Genomic DNA, 18067 nt, shown 5'->3' on the forward strand with positions numbered 1-18067 from the left:
CTTTTTAATAATTAACAGTTTCAATGACATTGCGTTGAGGGCGCATATTGTTTGGCATACCTATATTAAAGCTTACAACTTCTTTAGGTATAGGTAATGTATAGGCAGCATCATTAGTCTGCAACTCATAATACACAGTCTGTATAGGCAGAGTTCCATACCTCCAATTATATTCAAAAGTGGTGAAACTATGGCGTATAGTTTTACTGAACGGGCGGACTACATTTACAGTGTATCGACGTAAATCAAACCAACGATGTCCCTCTAAGCACAATTCACGTTCACGTTCATCACGGATGGAATCAATTAAAGCAGCTCCTGTAGCATCCAAATCTTTATAATCGACACTTTTAATTCGATTCTTGCGTAATGTGTTAACCATCGTAAGAGCAAGTTTCTCATCTCCGTTATAGGCTGAAGCTTCTGCCAGATTTAGATAAGCTTCCGCAGTACGAAGCAAGAAATTGGAAGAAAGTGCTGTACGGTTTTGGTCATCCATACTACCGCCTTTCACAAATTCAGCATACTTATAAGTATTATCCCATTTTACGAAAAATGTTTTTCTAATATCTTGGTCATTATAAAGACCATATAAATATTCTGATATACCGAAATCTTTTGCATTGCCTGTAATTGTTTCCCGTAACCCACCATTACCCATGGAGAATATTATTTCAGGAAGCTGAGGATTTAAAAAGAAAGAAGCCGTCATCGTATTTAAATTTTGCAGGCTATTATCACCAGCCTCGATTACTTTCTGCGCATATTCTACAGCTTTAGCCCAATCCTGTTTGTACAAATAAAGACGGCTTAAAAGTAAATCTGCAGCGGTAGAATTTGCCCGGTAATAACTTTTACGTGTGGTGCCTTTTAACAGGTTCTCTGCTTGTAGAAGATCAGAAATGGCTTGCTGATACACTTCTTCAACTGTATTACGATTGAAATTTTTATCTTCTATATACTCTGTTAATTTGATAGGAACTGCTAAATCCGTCTGTGCTGTTGCTGGATCATAAGGCTTTCCGTAAAGATTCGCCATTGTAAAGTAATAAGCGCCCCGAAGGAAATAAGATTCCCCCTTGATTCGTTGCTTCTCAAGATTATCGTGATCATTGTCAGCATTCTGTTTGTCTATATCTGCCAACACCATATTTACAATGTTAATATGCTTATATATTCTGTTCCAATCAGTATCTTCTTTTCGAATTTCCGTACCTGTAGGATTAGTTCCTACCTGTTGTTGCCATGTATAATATCCAAAAAATTTTTCCCTTGCATCTTCAGCCGCAGTAAGTCCGGAATACGAATGGATATTCTCGTCCAGCTCATCGCCCATCAAATGAACATACGGATAATACCAAGGTTTTTCTATATAGTCTTCTGAATACGCAATGTGAGAGGGTGTTCCTGTTGGCATATATCCACTTCCCAGTAGCAATTCATCCAAATCTTCATAGCCTCTTACATAGGCTGTATCTTGACTGTATTCATTTAGGAAGTCGCCGCAAGATACGCATAGCAATAAAATGGCAACAGAAATACACTTCATTATACCGTTTATAATGTTATTTAATCTATTTTGTTTCATAATTGATGTTTATTTTATAACCTAAAAAGAAATATCTAGACCGAATGTATACATTGGACGATCTGTAAGTTGTACATCAGAGAATCCGCTTTGCTGGGGTGTCTGACCTTTTAATTTGCTTGAGCAAAGCGTAAAAAGATTTGTGCCCGCAATATTAAGAGCCAGACGGGAAAGTCCAAACTTACGAAGTATTTCTTTGTTAAATTCATAAGTAAGCGACAATGTTGATACTTTCAGATAATCACCGCTGACGACACGGATATCACTATAATTATACTCATCGAAATTACTATTTGCGACCGTTGGTAGATTCTGGTTTCTAAGACTCCAATGTCCTGTAAAAGTTAGTGGATTCGGAATATTTACATACAATTCGTCACCAGGTTTCATCCACGCATTAAGTAAATCCCTATTTATATTATCAGTCGGACTAAATACACTGCTGGTAAACATTTTCAATAAACGAACTTTTGAACCCAAACTATAATTCAGTACTGCATTCAGACGCCAATTTTTATAATGAAAGGTGTTATTGAATGTTCCAGATATGGTCGGTTCACGATTTCCTGTTTCTGTCAAAATATTCGTATAGAATTGATATTTTGTCATATTGACATATTCATCCTGATGTTCCTCTCCATCATTAAAAATAGGAGAACCATCCTTAGGGCTTAACCCTACAAAATTGTAAGAATAAAAAGTGCCAACAGGTTTGCCTTTGATCAAGGCTGTTCCATTCAGATAATCAGATAGTTCGTACTGATCTTGTCCTGGCAATGTCTCCATCTTATTAAATATTTTAGAGAATGACGTCGACACCATCCAATTGAAGTCTTTTATCTTAATAGGAGTGGCTGTGATAGAGAGGCTATAACCTTTATTTATTATGTTTCCTGAATTCACAACATATTCACTAATACCATTTACAGATGATATTTCCTTTGTCAGGAACGCATCTTTTGTTTTTTTATAATAAAATTCCCCCTCGAACTGCAAACGACGTTTAAAGAGTGAGAAAGACAAACCAGCATTGTATGATGAGGTTTTCTCCCATCTTAGATTCGGATTTGGATATACAGATAATTCGGATACCAATTCATTATATAGAGGATTAGTAGGCAACTGTTTAATGATCATTTGTGGAGATTGTCCTTCAAGCATATTTCCTTGATATCCATAAGATGTCTTCAACATAATAAAATCAATCCAGTCACGTTGGAAAAATTTATGTTCTGAGAGATTATAGTTACCAGAAACACTCCAGATAGGCAACAATTTTTCATTACTTCTATCTCCAAATTTGTTAGACCCGTCCATACGGGCATTCGCATTAAGTGTTAAATAATTTTTATAAGTATAAGAGAGGGTTGCATATCCTGAAACTAAATTAGTCAGATTATCTGTAAGAACAGGATAGGCATTCTGTTCAAGCCAAGCTTTATAATATGGATAATTATCAAGTTCAGTGATGGAAAATTGCTTCCCTCGCGTCTCGTAATATCCACGTGAAACTAATTGATCAGCTTTATATTTGGTTGAACTTATCTCAACACCTACACTTGCATTAATATTATGATTATTGTTCTTATCCAGATATTTATAATAATCCGTCTGCAGACGTATCATGTAATTATCATTACGATAATGATTCTGAGTAAGTTCACCACCAAAAGGTAACACACTATGAGAATCAGCTCCACTTGGAGCTGCTGTTCCATTATCACTAAGACGCAATGTAGCCACATGATATGTATTTTCTCCCCACCATTGTTCCTGATCGGTTGTCGATGTTTGGTAAGAAGCAATAAGACTGGCTTTTAAAGCATTCGATATCTTTGCATTCAGAGTAAAATTAAAATTCATTGAGGAACCTTCCTGCTTGTTATAACTATTATTAAGTTCATTCAAAATATTATAGTTATAATAAGAACCGGCATTCTGCATTTTATAATAAGAATAGCCACCATTCAAGTCATAGGCAGGAATTGCGCGACTGGTAGTATAGGCATAGTTTAATGGAGATATTTCATCCTGATTATAATGTCGATTATTTTTATTTGCAGTCACCCCAAATGAAGTAGAAAATATACGCGATAGATTTGTATCCAAATGCATGGACATAGAATAACGTTCATTTCTGTTGCCAATAATTACATCATTATCACGGGTATAACCAAGAGATCCGTAATAACGAGCATTTTCAGAACCACCACTTATACTAATAGAGTGTTGAGTGGATAACGCATTGTTAGTAAGAATATCAAACCAATCAGTATTTATGCCTTCCAACTGTTGAATTTTACTTGCATATTCATCATGATTGATAAATCCCTGATAATATTGTTGGGCCAATGCTTCAAAGCCTCCAAGATTGGGATTATTACCATAGTTATATCCATTTTCCACTAGATACTGAGAAAAATCCATTCGTTCCCGAGAGTTCATTAAATTTATTTTATTGTCAGTATAATGAGGACGGAGTTTTAACGACATACTCATGTTGTAATTGATAATTGGTTTTCCAACAAATCCTTTTTTTGTTGTTACCACAATAACACCGTTTGCAGCCTTGGCGCCATATAAAGCAGTTGCACTGGCATCTTTCAGTACATCAATACGCTCTATATCCTGTGGATTGATACCATCAATGGCATTTCCTATACGATTGATATAATCAGGATTATTCAATTCCTCGGGACTGACATTTACTGCATTTTGCAATACTACACCATCCAAGACCCAAAGAGGTTCTCGATTACCAATCAAGGTTGAGGTACCACGGATTCTTAATTTAGGCACAGTACCCACTTCGCCAGAGTTATTCATAAAAACCATATCCGGAACCTGACCTTCAAGCATTTGATCTAGATTCACAATACCAGGTCTCATAATATCTTCCGCTTTTAAAGATGTTACCGAACTCGTAAGTTTACGTTTATCAATAATATTATAGCCTGTCACCACGACTTCATCAATATCCGTATTTGACTTTAACTTAATGTTTCGGAATACAGTAGTAGCTCCACTAGCATAGCTTACCTCTTTGCTAACCATTCCCACATATGAGAATACCAATGTGATGGCATTTCCTGGAACTTTAAATGAATACTTACCATCCTCGTCTGAAATAGCCCCCATCTTTGTGCCCTTAATCCTTACCACGACTCCAGGTAAAGGTATTCCTTCTGCATCAGTCACAATACCAGTAAGTGTTCTTAGGGTATTCCCAAAATCAGTAATCGGAATTACAGTAATGTATCCATCTTCAATGTTATAGGAGCACTGAATTTGTTTCATCACATTCTGGATAACAGACAATGCTGATTGATTTTTTGCATGAATGGTAATCTTTTGTGTCTTTGAATCACCTGATTTCATAATAAAATTCAATCCAGTCTGACTTTTCATAGCGTCAAAAAAATCATACACCGAGGCAGATTCCATATTGACCGTTACTTTCTTGTTTTCTAAATCCTGAGCCATAGCCGTCTGAATAACAGGACCAAAACATCCAATTATTACCATAACGATTATAACATAAAACTTTCTTTTTAAATTTCTCATCTCTATTACTTATTTTTTAATAATAACATAATGGCCATTTTCTTCTATATTTAAACTTGTCACCTTACTAATTGCGTTTAATATGGATTCCAATTTACCATAACGGTCTACACTTCCTGTAAAGCGAATGGCACTAATCTCCTCTGTTTGAAATTTCACTTTTATTCCATACCAATGACTAATCACATTCATCAATTCATCCAATCGACAATCATTGAAAATATATTCACCTTCATTCCATGCTTTATATACCGCTATATCCGTACTTTTAATTTCTATCTCTGTTTGTCCTGATTTGAACTCGGCCATTTCTCCAGGCTTCAGCATTCTTTCCCGGCTATTATTTGCTGTAACACTAATAGAACCTTCAACGAGCACTACATTTGTAATCCCATTTTCTGTGCGCGTATTAACATTAAATTCTGTACCATATTCTTTGATCACTCCATTTTGCGTTACTACCCGGAACGGACGTGAAGCATCTTTTGCAACTTTAAAATAGGCTTCTCCTTCCAGATAAACAGTACGGCTATTATTGCTGAAATGTACGGGGTATTTCAGGTGTGTGTCATAATTCAAATGCACTACGGTTCCATCTTCCAGTGTAAGCCAATATTCATTCGCATCTTTTGTGACCAACTGATATACAGCCTCTGCAGGTGCTTCTGCCAGTATCTTATCATATTGCACGGGATTATTGATACTTACACGTTGCCCATTACCCAATATGAGTGTAGCTTTTTGGTGCCCTGACTTTTGTGATACCTGCATGGCTTTAATAACCTTAGGTGACAAAGCTACAAGATGTGATTCCGAAACAGGTCTGTCAAGCCATTGCGCCATATAGAATATTGCTATTAGAATTGCTGCTGCTGCATATAGCCAAGTCCATTTATAAAAGCGCTTGGATTTTGAAATGAAATGAGCTAATTTAAATTTCATCCATGCATTTTCAATGTCAACTTTGTGATATTGCCGATAACGCTCAGAAAGATAATGTGTATTACCCATCATCTGCGAATAATTACGGCGGTTGTTTTCACTCTGTTTTAACCACTCGTCTAGCAGAATTTGCTCCTCTGCAGTTATTATACCTAGAATTTTATTATGAATTAGGCGTTCAATATCAAAATGAGAATTCATCATAAATTATTTTTTATTAAAAACAACACAAAACCAACAAAGTGGTACAAATATTTTAAAAAAAATTGTTTTTTGATTAAAAAAAACGTTTTCACTAAACATTTTGATAAATATAGCAGTTATAAAGTGCATATAACCTAAGTTTGAAATACGTTTTGTCCCTGAAGTTATATACATTTCTTTTCATCACTTTTATCTTATTGTTGATACTTCCACTTTTCCTTTTGATATGTGGCAATCATTCCAGACAAGTATACCCATCCAGTGCATCATCAACACATTAATCATTTTCAAAGTTTGTACATAGCTAATACATTGTATAATCATGTTTTAATTGTTTATTAAAGAAATGTAGAAGAGATATCTGCATTAACATGTTTGATAATAATTATTGTATTACCTTTGTATTCAATACTAGTATATTTGAGGGTAAATAAAGCCAAAGCATGATATAGAAACTGTCGTCATAATTGTACTTTTGTTTGTAGTTACTCAAACATACAAAAAGCTACAATAGCTTTCTTCTTTTTAATTCATATCATCACTCTATTTGTCGAATGAACAAAAAAAGAAGAATAGTCTGTTTTCTTAATAAATTAAAGCTTGGTGTTGATGCCTTCTACCTTAAGAAAAGAACATACCAACCATACTATGCCAAGAACATTTGCCTTAAATTTCTATATTATTAGACAAAAGAAGAAACAATGATGTCTATTTTATTATAAACAAAAGAAGAGACAATGCTTCTATTTGAAGATGCTTACGTAGAAACACCATGCTACGCTTTTTATGTGTTTTCACTGTCTCTACAGAAATATTCAACGCATCGGCTATTTCTTTATTAGACACTCCATCAATATACATAAGAAATATCTCCCGATTTCGTTTTGGCAATTGATCTATGGTAGAAAATAACATACGATAAATCCGTTCTGGAAACAAATCTTCATCATCGGTCTCTGAATAAGATTCTGGTACTTGAAGACGCGTTTTCTTTAAATAAGAAATTTCTATATTCTTATGTTTTAGATAATTCAAACATTTATTCCGTACCGAGGTATACAAAAACACATCAAGGGCATAGATTGAAGTAAAATAAGGCTTTTTTTCCCATATCTGGGAAAATAGTCCCTGTACAATATCTTCACTTGCAGCATCATTATTAATAAATTGAAATGCATAATTCACTAATGCTTTATAAAAATTTTTATAAAGCAAGTGGAATGCATTCTCATTCCATAAGGTAAGTTCTTCTATAGACATTTTTTTTATATCCATAATTTCGCCTTGATAGTGTGCAAAATTACACATTATTTTCAATATTTGTGTCTTTTTGATAGAAAAGTTTGTATTATGATAAAAAACAATTATAACACCTATACTTTTATGTGTATATGCTTTCTTCTTTTTCAAAGACAAGATGTGGATGAATAGAATATAGGAATCAACAACGATTATAGTTCTTTTTCCCTTAATTGTATTAATTGGAGCAGGCAGTAATGTATCAGGTAGATCAGTTACCGTATGTAAGTTTTTTGGGGAAATATCATATCCTTTATACATCATTCACTACCCATTAGTCTACCTACAAGTAGCATGGATGCATAGCCACCCAGATGCCCCTTTGGGAGCACATATTTTTGTAAGTATATCAGTATTTGTAATGGCTATAGCTGTAGCATACGCATGTCTCAAACTATACGATATACCAATACGCAATTGGTTGAAAAAGAACTGGCTTATGAAATAACAGCGTACGTAACAGACGAAACAGAACTACAAATATGGCTTTAGCGTTCTCGTCTGTTACGCCTAGTTTATTTTACAACATCCTCACTCAACTGCCATCCCATTATTGCTGAGATCTGAGGAATAAGAGTCATAGCTATCTTACGTTGTCCTATGTAATTAGGATGCCAATCGGAACCTAAATCGGTATTATCAACTATAATATTAGCTAATGAATTAGCCATGTGAACATTCTTGTCACCAGCTATACGCTCTTTCAACAACTGCAATGCTGCACTAAGATAACGAGTAGCAGAGTGTGGGGTAATACATAATATTGGAACATTTCCATAATGCTTGCGTAAACTTGCTATTAACTTCAAGTATTGACCAACATATTGTTCGTCTGTTGAGATTGCGGTAGGTGAAAAATCATTAGTACCAAGATTTATCATAACAAGACTTGGTTTGTATGCATCAAATGAATACGCAGTGGTATCATGCTGATCCATTACCTTATCATGACGAATATACATATTTATATCTGACATCTGATTCTTATCCGCCCAATCACGCACCATCCCTTGTCCGCTATGAGCTACTAGTGCATAATCAGCATCAAAATATCGGGCTATGATACATCCATAAGCCTTATTACAATTCTCGGTAGACAACCTAAAAGGTTCATTATACTTCAAGCCCTCTGCTCCATATCCACATGTATAAGAATCACCATATACTTCTATAAATCTTTTCTTAGCTGGCACCTTATAAGTTAAGCCACCATTAGCAAGATAAAATCCAGATACTGTAGTCATGCCGTATTGTCCCTCAGTGCATTTCTGCAAACGTAGACGATGCATGCCCTTTGGAAGATTCTCTGCAAGAACAACAGCATGGGGCTGTTTGCCATAAACTTTAATTTTTTTCAAAAGCTGCCCATCAATAAAAACATTGTGATAACTGGTATCAGTCTCAGCTATATCAACAGCGATAGAGCCACCGGTAAAGTCAGTCTGTAAGTATGTACCAATCCAATCATAGTTCACATTCCCCTTTATATCTGTGACAGTTCTGCCTGTATAAGAAACACCAGTATTAAAGAGTTTATTGAAATTAATACGTGTGGCATGTGCAACACTAAATGTCGCACAAAAGATTAAAGAACATATTATTTGCTTTTTCATATTAAATTATTATAAAATCAATTATATAACGTTTGCTGGATGATAATATTGTAAAAATAGAAAAGGCGTACCAGCTTCACAGCTGCAATACGCCCCATACTTAAATTGACTCAAGTAAATAAAATTCTTTTATCATTCAATTGCATGTAAATTATTAAACTCTACAATAGACATTTAAATATTTCATCTTTACAGCATAGAATGCACGCTCCCACGATCATTATTTTATCATGTAATTTATATATCAAGATTTATGAGTCATTTTCAAAACAAAAAATATTGTTTCATTTATCTCTATAGCAATTCCATATTATTGCTTAAATATTTACAAACTCAATTTTACCACTTACATCCAAACTATTTTCTACTTTTAAGCATCGCAAAGGTATAAAAACATTTTTAAACTTCCAAACTTTATTCGAATAATTATTGATAAAAAAAGAATAAAAAAGCCACAAACCTTTCAGAATGTGACTTAAAGAGGGATATAACAGGTGTTTAACAGTTATATTGTCATTTTTATTAATAATTATTCAAAACTGATTTTATACTAGTTAATATTTGTTGATCTGTGAGATTATTGTCAAACAACAACTTGTTTACATCATAACGATCATAAAGAGCCTTTTTAACTCCGAAGTTAAGGACTTTCATTGTTGTAGGACCATAAAAGCGAGAAATACGTTCTCCGAATCCACCATCAAGACTACCATCCTCAAGAGTAACCACAATCTGATGATCTTTTTTAAGTCCATCAAGCATATTCTCATCTACTCCAGACAAATAACGAGGATTGATAAGAGTTGCATCTATTCCATCATTTGCAAGAGATTGTCTGATAGCATCTCCTTTTTGAAAGAAGTTACCAACAGCTATAATAGCAACTTTCTCACCACGATGCGCCATTTTAAACTTATTCAAATCACTATAATCTGTATCATATTCCTCTGGGCTATGAACAACAGGTCCCTCTGGAACACGAATTGCTATGCTGTATTTATCCTGATTAATTGCCCATTTCTCCATTGCTATAAGTTCCTCATAACTTGTTGGTGCTAGATAATGCAGATTGGGTATATGACTAATCATTGGAATATCAAAGAAACAAATATGGGTAAAATCATTCATTCCATATATTGTTGCTCCAAGAACATTAAATACGGCAGGATTACTATTCACAGCCAAATCTTGACACAGTTGATCGTAAGTACGCTGAAAGAAGGTAGCTAAATCACTGAATACAGGATGCGCTCCTCGCTTTGCCATACCAGAAGCCAAAGCAACAGCCTCTTCTTCAGCAATACCGACATCAATAAACTGCTTACCCGCCTGTTCTCTTTTCTGCTTATCATATCCGTAACATCTTGGTACGCCTGCTGATATCACAACAAGTTTCTCATCACGTTTCATTTCTTCAAATAGCCAATCACCAAGCATCGAAGAAATATTTTCTCCACTACTAGGATTCTTTAAACTACCATCTTCTATATTGAAAGGCATACTCCAATGCCAATTTTCTTTATTCTCAACAGCAGGTTCATAACCATGACCTTTTTCTGTATGTATATGTACTACTATTGGATGATCAATACCCTTTACCTTTTTGAAAGCCTCAACAAGTTTAGATACATCATTACCATCTTCGACATACATATAGTCAAATCCCATTGATTTAAAGAAATTCAACTCAGCCTGACCATTGGATTCACGTAGCAGTTTCAAGTTCTTATACAATCCACCATGATTTTCAGCAATGCTCATTTCATTATCATTAACCACAACAATAATGTTAGTTCCTATTTCGCTTGCTGTATCTAAGCCCTCGAAGGCCTCACCGCCAGATAACGAGCCATCACCGATTACAGCAATAACATTTTCTGTTCCGCCAATTATATCACGAGCTTTCTGCAAACCAGAAGCAAGAGCTATAGATGTAGAAGTATGACCTATTTCAAAATTATCATACTCAGGATTTTCTAATGGAGAAGAATACCCGGAAATTGCATCCATATCACTAACATCAAGAAATCCTTTTGCTCGTCCTGTAAGCATCTTATGAGGGTAGCTTTGGTGACTGACATCAAAAACGATTTTATCTTCAGGAGCATTAAAAACATAGTGCAGTGCAACTGTAGCCTCTGTGAAACCCAAATTAGGTCCAACATGGCCACCATGATGACTTACACGATTAAGAACTCCTTCACGAACTTCATCAGCTACAACTTTTAGTTGTTCAATGCTAAGTCCCTTCAAATCTTTAGGACTATTAATTTTTTCTATATACATATCTATCAATTATATTCTTATGGATGCAAAGGTATTTCAAATAATCGAAATACATAATAACCATATTACTGATTAATTTACCAAAAATACGTTTTTGTATTTCCACCTTATTATATTACCTTTGCAGAATGGGGAAAAAGATTGAGAAAGATAAAAATACGATCAAGCAGATGGTGGCTTTATATTGTCGCCACAAACTAAACATGCCAAAACCAGACGAGCAATATCAAAAATTAATAAACTATTGCTGTCTGCGTCTTGATAAGTGCAAATGGGGTGAAAACAAAATGGCATGTAAGAATTGTCCAGTGCATTGCTATAAGACAGAAATGCGCGAACAAATAAGAAAGGTTATGAGATGGGCTGGACCAAGAATGCTTTTCTATAAGCCTATAGCTGCGATAAAACATCTACTAGGTAAATAAAGACTTTCTTGCAAATGTCATTTTTCTTTATTATATTTGCAGATACATATAAAATCGGATTAGGATGATAAACGACAAAGTATTACATGCATTGCATAAATGCCCTTTATTTGAAGGGATGAACGATATTAGTATTGAACTGACACTTGGCAGTTCAAACTACAAATTAGTAAAATATGCAAAACGGGATGTATACACACTCGCAGGAATGCCATGTAAATATGCAGACATCGTAGTAAGTGGTAGACTTTTATGCCGATTGGTTTCATTGAGTGGAAAACAAGTTGAAGTGAGTCAGCTTGGTGAAGGTGACATTATTGCACCAGCATTTATATTCTCATATAACAGAGATATGCCAGTGAGCGTTGAGACCGATACTGAGGTGACAATACTACGAATGTCTCCGGAAACATTGAAAAGACTTATTGATACAGACGAGACAATACGTATGAATTTTATTCGCTCACTTTCAGATATTGATGTCTTTCTTACTCTAAAGATGAAAGTGCTCAGTCTTTTCACGATCCGAGAAAAGGTAGCATACCTTCTTTTGGAACGCGCTGGAGAACAAAATTCGAATATCATACATCTCTATCGCAGTCGACAGGAAATAGCTGACTCCTTTGGCATTCAGAAGTTTTCACTTCTGAGAGTATTAAGTGCCTTTGAAAAAGAGGGGGCTATAAGCATTGACGGAAAAACTATTGAAATACTAAATAGAGAAAAACTAAGATAATATCAAATGTTCCACAAATTCGCTAGTTTTCCAGATACACTCCCTACCAAATTTAACAATCCATTTTATTACGAACCTGATCAACTATGCTTAAAAGCAGTTGACGAGGTTAGAAATTGGATTGAGAATGCTGATGCAGAATTTCGCTCGGAAATAGAACAAGGTAAGATGTTTGGTGTCCTAATTGTGGAAAATAAAAAAGAATTAGGATTCATTGCTGGCTATAGCGGTCAGATATGTGGGCGCAGTGACTGGAAAGGTTATGTTCCAGCCGTATTTGACTATTTACAACCTAACGGATATTTTAAGCAACATGAAGCAGAGATATCATCCATTAACAAGGAAATAACATCACGTGAAAACAGTGTTGAAAAAAGAAATGCCATAAAGGAATTACAATCAACATGCAATGAAGCGAAACTTGAAACAGAAAAATATAAAGGATATATAAAAGAGGTGAAGTCAGAACGTCCTGAGGACAAACCATTAACACAGGAAATGATTCACCAATCACAATTCATGAAGGCTGAACTGCATAGGATTAAGAAAAGATATTCATCATTGATAGCTGAAAAACAAACCATTGTTGACAACATAAACAACGAGATAAATATATTAAAGCAACAACGTCGCCAAAAAAGCGATTACCTGCAACGTTGGCTTTTCAAACAATTCATTATGCAGAATGCCAATGGCGAACAAAAAGACCTTATTGACATATTCTATAATTATAACGAACTACATGCAATTCCACCAGCAGGAAGCGGAGAATGCTGTGAACCGAAAATGCTACAATATGCTTTTTCACACAATATGCGCCCTATAAGTATGGCAATGTTCTGGTGGGGAAAGAGTCCAAAAGAAGAAATACGCCATCACTTGCATTTCTATCCTGCATGCAACAATAAGTGTAAGCCAATATTAAACTGGATGCTTCAAGGCATAGATGTAGAACCTAATTCTTTAGATAGCGAAGACAGTAGAACATTAGAAATTATTTACGAGGACGAAGATATTGCAATTGTGAACAAACCAGCAGGAATGCTTAGTGTTCCTGGAAAAAGCAATAGACAAAGCGTGTATAGTATCATGAGAAGCAGATATAAAGGCAATGCTGATAGTCCACTTATCGTACATCGGCTAGACATGGCGACGAGCGGTCTGCTAATCATTGCACGTACGATGAATGCATATCTTGACATTCAAAGGCAGTTTAAACAGCATAAAGTTCACAAGAAATACGTAGCATGTCTAAGTACACCGCACACCAATGATAAAGACGGAACAATATCTCTCCCATTGAGACCCGACATAAACGACCGTCCAAGACAACTCGTTGACTATATCAACGGAAAAGAGGCTATAACAAAATACCACTTTACCGACACAGATCGTGTGGAGCTGTATCCGCAGACTGGCAGAACACACCAGTTGCGCATGCATTGCGCTCACAATGAAGGTTTAGCAAATCCAATAAAAGGGGACGAACTATACGGAAAAAAAGACAAACGACTATATCTGCATGCAGAAGAACTGACCTTTATACATCCTACCACAAAAAAAGAAGTTACCTTCTTCTACAAAGCTGAATTTTAAGTATCATAGCCTTCTTTTGAACAATAATACCACTTTTTGAACTATTTTTGTGTAATTAAGGACCTTAAATATCCTAATTTTGCATATATAAAATCAAAAACAATATAACATGAAAAAGATTACAGCGACAGCGCTAATCATGCTTATGTCTCTTGGTACAGCTTGTGCACAACAAAACATATTAGAGACAGCCCAAAAGGTAAATAATTATTTCATGAAAAAGTATGCAGATCCGACAGTGCCTACATTCGTGAAAAAAGAAAGAGCAAGTAGTTTATGGACACGTGCCGTCTACTATGAAGGTCTTATGTCATTATATGCTATCGACAAACAACAAAGATATCTTGACTATACAGATACATGGGCAAACTTTCACAAATGGACTCCACGCAATGGTACAGCAACAACCGATGCCGACGACCAATGCTGTGCTCAAACATATCTTGACAGATACAAAATGGAAGGCGGCAATGAGAAACTAGACAAGGTGAAAGAAAATCTTGACAAGCAAATATCATCAGGAAAAGCCGACTACTGGACTTGGATTGACGCTATACAGATGTCTATGCCTGTTTATGCAAGAATGTACAACATCACAAAAGATAGGAAATATATAGACTATGCAATGAATGCATATCACTGGAGTCGCAACACATGTGGTGGCGGGCTCTTCAATACCCAAAACGGATTATGGTGGAGAGACAAAGATTTTGTACCACCATATAAAGAAAATGACGGAAAAGACTGTTATTGGAGTCGTGGTAACGGTTGGGTATATGCAGCACTTGTAAGGGTGATGAATGAAATCTCACCTAAAGACAAATATTACAAAGAGCTTAAAAATGATTTCATAAAGATGAGTGCCGGCATAATTAGTTGCCAACACGAAGATGGTTTCTGGTATCCAAGCCTTGTGTCAACAAACTATGCAGGAAAAGAGATGACTGGTACAGCACTGTTTCTTTACGGAATGAGTTGGGGCATAAATAAGGGATATCTTAACAAGAAAGTTTATCTTCCAGCTTGCAAAAAAGCATGGAAAGCACTTGAAGAATGTGCACACGAAGATGGTTTTATAGGTTGGAATCAAGGAACCGGAAAAGATCCATCAGCTGGTCAGCCTGTTACATATACAAGCGTACCTGATTTTGAAGACTATGGTACAGGTTGCTTCCTACTTGGAGCTTCTGAATATTACAAACTAAACAACAAATGAAAAGAATATTTTTATGTGTTATATGCGCTATAGCAACATTGAGCATATATTCACAATCATGGCCTAAACAGTTACCGGAATCACGTCCTGGTACACGTTGGTGGTGGTTTGGTTCTGCAGTAGACTCAACCAACTTAAAATGGAATCTAGCAGAATATTCATCACATGGATTGGGAGCTGTAGAAATAACTCCAATATATGGAGTACAGGGAAATGAGAAAAACGAGTTACGCTATCTCTCTCCTGAATGGATGAAGGCTTTACAATATACAGAATGTCAAGCAAAAGACAACCATATTGAGGTTGATATGGCTACTGGTACAGGTTGGCCTTTCGGCGGTCCATGGGTTCCGATAAACGATGCTGCGTGCAAGGCTGTATTTGTAGACACACTCGTAAGCCTCAACACTAAAATAAAAGATATAGCCTTTGCATTACCTAGTAAGGAAAAGTCTTTTGCTACTCTACAACAGGCAATGGCTTTCAAATCCGACATCAAAGGAAAGAAAAGAGTTATAGCATTGTATATAAGTCGGACACGACAGATGGTAAAACGTGCCGCTCCTGGTGGAGAAGGATATGTGATCGATCATTTTGACAAAAATGCTGTTATGCACTATCTGGCGCATATAGACAGTGCCTTTAATGCAACAAAGACGCCATACCCACATACATTCTTCAATGACAGCTATGAGGTATATGGCGCAGATTGGACACCTACATTACTTGATGAATTTGCGAAACGCAGAGGATACAAACTAGAGACTTGCTTCGACAAACTACTTGACGGAGATAGCAAGACGTTATCTGATTATCGTGAAACATTAAGTGATATGCTATTGGAAAATTTCACGAATCAATGGACTGCATGGGCGCACAGCCACGGAGCTATAACAAGAAATCAGGCTCATGGAAGTCCAGCAAACCTCATTGATTGTTACGCAGCTGTGGATATCCCAGAAATAGAAGGATTCGGATTATCAGACTTCAAAATAAAAGGATTGCGCAAAGATTCTGGAATGACAAGACCTAATTTCAGTGACCTAAGTATGCTGAAATATGCTCCTTCTGCAGCCCATATCACTGGAAAACAGTTCACATCAAGTGAAACATTCACTTGGTTAACCGAGCACTTCCGTACATCATTGAGTCAGATGAAACCAGACATGGACCTAATGTTCTGCGCAGGAGTAAACCACATGTTCTTTCATGGAACGGCATATAGCCCTAAAGATGCAGAATGGCCAGGTTGGAAATTCTATGCATCAGTAGACATGAGTCCTACTAATTCTATATGGCGTGATGCTCCTTTCCTTATGAGCTACATCACTCGTTGCCAAAGTTTTCTACAATGGGGACAGCCTGACAACGACTTCATCGTATATCTCCCAGTAAGAGATATGTGGGCAAAAGAAAAAGGACAAAAACTGATGCAATTTGATATACACAGTATGGCGAAGAAAGCCCCAGAATTCATTAGTTCAATAATGAAGATCGACTCATTAGGCTATGACTGTGACTATATAAGTGACCGCTATATACTTTCAACAACTTGCGAAAACGGGACATTGAAAACAATTGGTGGAGCTAAATATAAAGCGCTGATAATACCAGGTAACAATATCATGACACCAGAAGTGAAAGCACATCTTGCTGAACTTGAAAAACAAGGTGCACATATAATATTAGGAGTTAACGCAAAGGAAATGTCACTTTGTGCAGTTCCCGAACAGATAAAACTTCAGACTGGAATGAAAATGATACGCCGAAGTAATCCAACAGGTTATCATTATTTCATGTCGAATTTAACACCAAATGATGTTGACTGCGATATGCCATTAGCAACAGAATTTAAAGATGCAGCTTGGTTTAATCCGATGAATGGAGACATTAATAAGGTAACAATAAATAATGGAAAAATCAGAATCAAACTGAGAAGTGGAGAATCTGCCATTCTGCAAACATACAGAAACGAAAGTCCTAAAGAACAAATAAATAACGAACCTGTTAAACAAAGCAGACAAGAAATAGGACTCACAAAGCATAAATGGCAATTGAGTTTCATCGAAGAGGCACCAAAGGTTTCAAAGACATTTGATCTAGACTCATTGCAATACTGGCAGAATCTAGACAGCGAAACTTCAGTAACAATGGGAACAGGTGTCTATACAACTGTCATAAAACTCAACACGGCACAGGCAAAAACACACTGGAACATCAATCTGGGCGATGTGCGCGAAAGTGCAAGAGTTTATATCAATGGAGAATTTATCGGTTGCGCTTGGGCTGTACCATATATTCTAGACTGCAAGAATCTTTTGCACAAAGGTAATAATGTAATAAGGATTGAAGTCACAAATCTACCAGCAAATCGCATTTCAAACCTTGACAAAAAAGGAGTTAAATGGCGCAAGATGAAAGAAATAAATATTGTAGATTTAAACTATCAAAAGTCTACTTATGCCAATTGGAAATCTGTAGATAGCGGACTTAACAATGTGACATTGACAACAGATTATTGAATTAATTTAATTCATAAATAAAGAAAGGCTCAATCCTCAATGAATTCAAATTCATTTGAGTATTGAGCCTTAAGCT

General features: G+C 35.9%; 11 protein-coding genes. 5 read left to right on the top strand and 6 right to left on the bottom strand.

Going from position 1 to position 18067, the window contains the following annotated elements; translation table 11 throughout:
* Positions 1–4: 4 nt before the first annotated feature.
* From HEQ28_RS08400 to HEQ28_RS08425, 6 genes are all read right to left on the bottom strand, one after another.
* On the bottom strand, positions 5–1588 hold the full coding sequence (locus HEQ28_RS08400) for a RagB/SusD family nutrient uptake outer membrane protein (protein WP_434501813.1): 1584 nt from the start codon (positions 1586–1588) through the stop codon (positions 5–7).
* A gap of 21 nt (positions 1589–1609) precedes the next feature.
* Positions 1610–5152, bottom strand: coding sequence for a SusC/RagA family TonB-linked outer membrane protein (locus HEQ28_RS08405; protein WP_434501814.1), 3543 nt, complete (start codon positions 5150–5152; stop codon positions 1610–1612).
* Between the two features lie 9 nt (positions 5153–5161).
* A complete protein-coding gene (locus HEQ28_RS08410; protein ID WP_434501815.1) occupies positions 5162–6298 on the bottom strand; it encodes a FecR family protein in 1137 nt (378 codons plus the stop codon).
* A 708-nt stretch (positions 6299–7006) separates the two neighbouring features.
* On the bottom strand, positions 7007–7861 hold the full coding sequence (locus HEQ28_RS08415) for an RNA polymerase sigma-70 factor (protein WP_434501816.1): 855 nt from the start codon (positions 7859–7861) through the stop codon (positions 7007–7009).
* Between the two features lie 251 nt (positions 7862–8112).
* A complete protein-coding gene (locus HEQ28_RS08420) occupies positions 8113–9210 on the bottom strand; it encodes an SGNH/GDSL hydrolase family protein (RefSeq protein WP_434501817.1) in 1098 nt (365 codons plus the stop codon).
* Positions 9211–9732: 522 nt separating this feature from the next.
* Positions 9733–11496, bottom strand: a complete 1764-nt coding sequence (locus HEQ28_RS08425; RefSeq protein WP_434501818.1) for a 1-deoxy-D-xylulose-5-phosphate synthase — start codon at positions 11494–11496, stop codon at positions 9733–9735.
* Between the two features lie 128 nt (positions 11497–11624).
* Between HEQ28_RS08425 and HEQ28_RS08430 the strand changes: the two genes are divergently transcribed.
* The 5 genes from HEQ28_RS08430 (at position 11625) to HEQ28_RS08450 (ending at position 17991) form a co-directional block, all read left to right on the top strand.
* The gene (locus tag HEQ28_RS08430; RefSeq protein WP_434501819.1) at positions 11625–11921 is read left to right on the top strand and encodes a nitrous oxide-stimulated promoter family protein; all 297 of its coding nucleotides are present in this window, start codon (positions 11625–11627) and stop codon (positions 11919–11921) included.
* A 64-nt stretch (positions 11922–11985) separates the two neighbouring features.
* Positions 11986–12657, top strand: a complete 672-nt coding sequence (locus tag HEQ28_RS08435; RefSeq protein ID WP_434501820.1) for a Crp/Fnr family transcriptional regulator — start codon at positions 11986–11988, stop codon at positions 12655–12657.
* A 6-nt stretch (positions 12658–12663) separates the two neighbouring features.
* Positions 12664–14253: an RluA family pseudouridine synthase gene (locus tag HEQ28_RS08440; RefSeq protein ID WP_434501821.1), complete on the top strand. Its 1590-nt coding sequence runs from the start codon at positions 12664–12666 to the stop codon at positions 14251–14253.
* Positions 14254–14362: 109 nt separating this feature from the next.
* On the top strand, positions 14363–15469 hold the full coding sequence (locus HEQ28_RS08445; RefSeq protein WP_434501822.1) for a glycoside hydrolase family 88/105 protein: 1107 nt from the start codon (positions 14363–14365) through the stop codon (positions 15467–15469).
* Positions 15466–17991, top strand: a complete 2526-nt coding sequence (locus tag HEQ28_RS08450; RefSeq protein WP_434501823.1) for a glycosyl hydrolase — start codon at positions 15466–15468, stop codon at positions 17989–17991. The genes HEQ28_RS08445 and HEQ28_RS08450 overlap by 4 nt, the downstream gene beginning before the upstream one ends.
* Positions 17992–18067 lie beyond the last annotated feature (76 nt).

This window comes from Prevotella sp., assembly GCF_051059605.1.
In the GTDB taxonomy this organism is placed as follows: Bacteria; Bacteroidota; Bacteroidia; order Bacteroidales; family Bacteroidaceae; genus Prevotella.

Coding starts and splice junctions, on each gene's coding strand:
- HEQ28_RS08415 (WP_434501816.1), bottom strand. CDS start 7,861: ATGATGTATAAAGGATATGATATTTCCCCAAAAAACTTACATACGGTA.
- HEQ28_RS08425 (WP_434501818.1), bottom strand. CDS start 11,496: ATGTATATAGAAAAAATTAATAGTCCTAAAGATTTGAAGGGACTTAGC.
- HEQ28_RS08420 (WP_434501817.1), bottom strand. CDS start 9,210: ATGAAAAAGCAAATAATATGTTCTTTAATCTTTTGTGCGACATTTAGT.
- HEQ28_RS08410 (WP_434501815.1), bottom strand. CDS start 6,298: ATGATGAATTCTCATTTTGATATTGAACGCCTAATTCATAATAAAATT.
- HEQ28_RS08400 (WP_434501813.1), bottom strand. CDS start 1,588: ATGAAACAAAATAGATTAAATAACATTATAAACGGTATAATGAAGTGT.
- HEQ28_RS08405 (WP_434501814.1), bottom strand. CDS start 5,152: ATGAGAAATTTAAAAAGAAAGTTTTATGTTATAATCGTTATGGTAATA.
- HEQ28_RS08450 (WP_434501823.1), top strand. CDS start 15,466: ATGAAAAGAATATTTTTATGTGTTATATGCGCTATAGCAACATTGAGC.
- HEQ28_RS08440 (WP_434501821.1), top strand. CDS start 12,664: ATGTTCCACAAATTCGCTAGTTTTCCAGATACACTCCCTACCAAATTT.
- HEQ28_RS08435 (WP_434501820.1), top strand. CDS start 11,986: ATGATAAACGACAAAGTATTACATGCATTGCATAAATGCCCTTTATTT.
- HEQ28_RS08430 (WP_434501819.1), top strand. CDS start 11,625: ATGGGGAAAAAGATTGAGAAAGATAAAAATACGATCAAGCAGATGGTG.
- HEQ28_RS08445 (WP_434501822.1), top strand. CDS start 14,363: ATGAAAAAGATTACAGCGACAGCGCTAATCATGCTTATGTCTCTTGGT.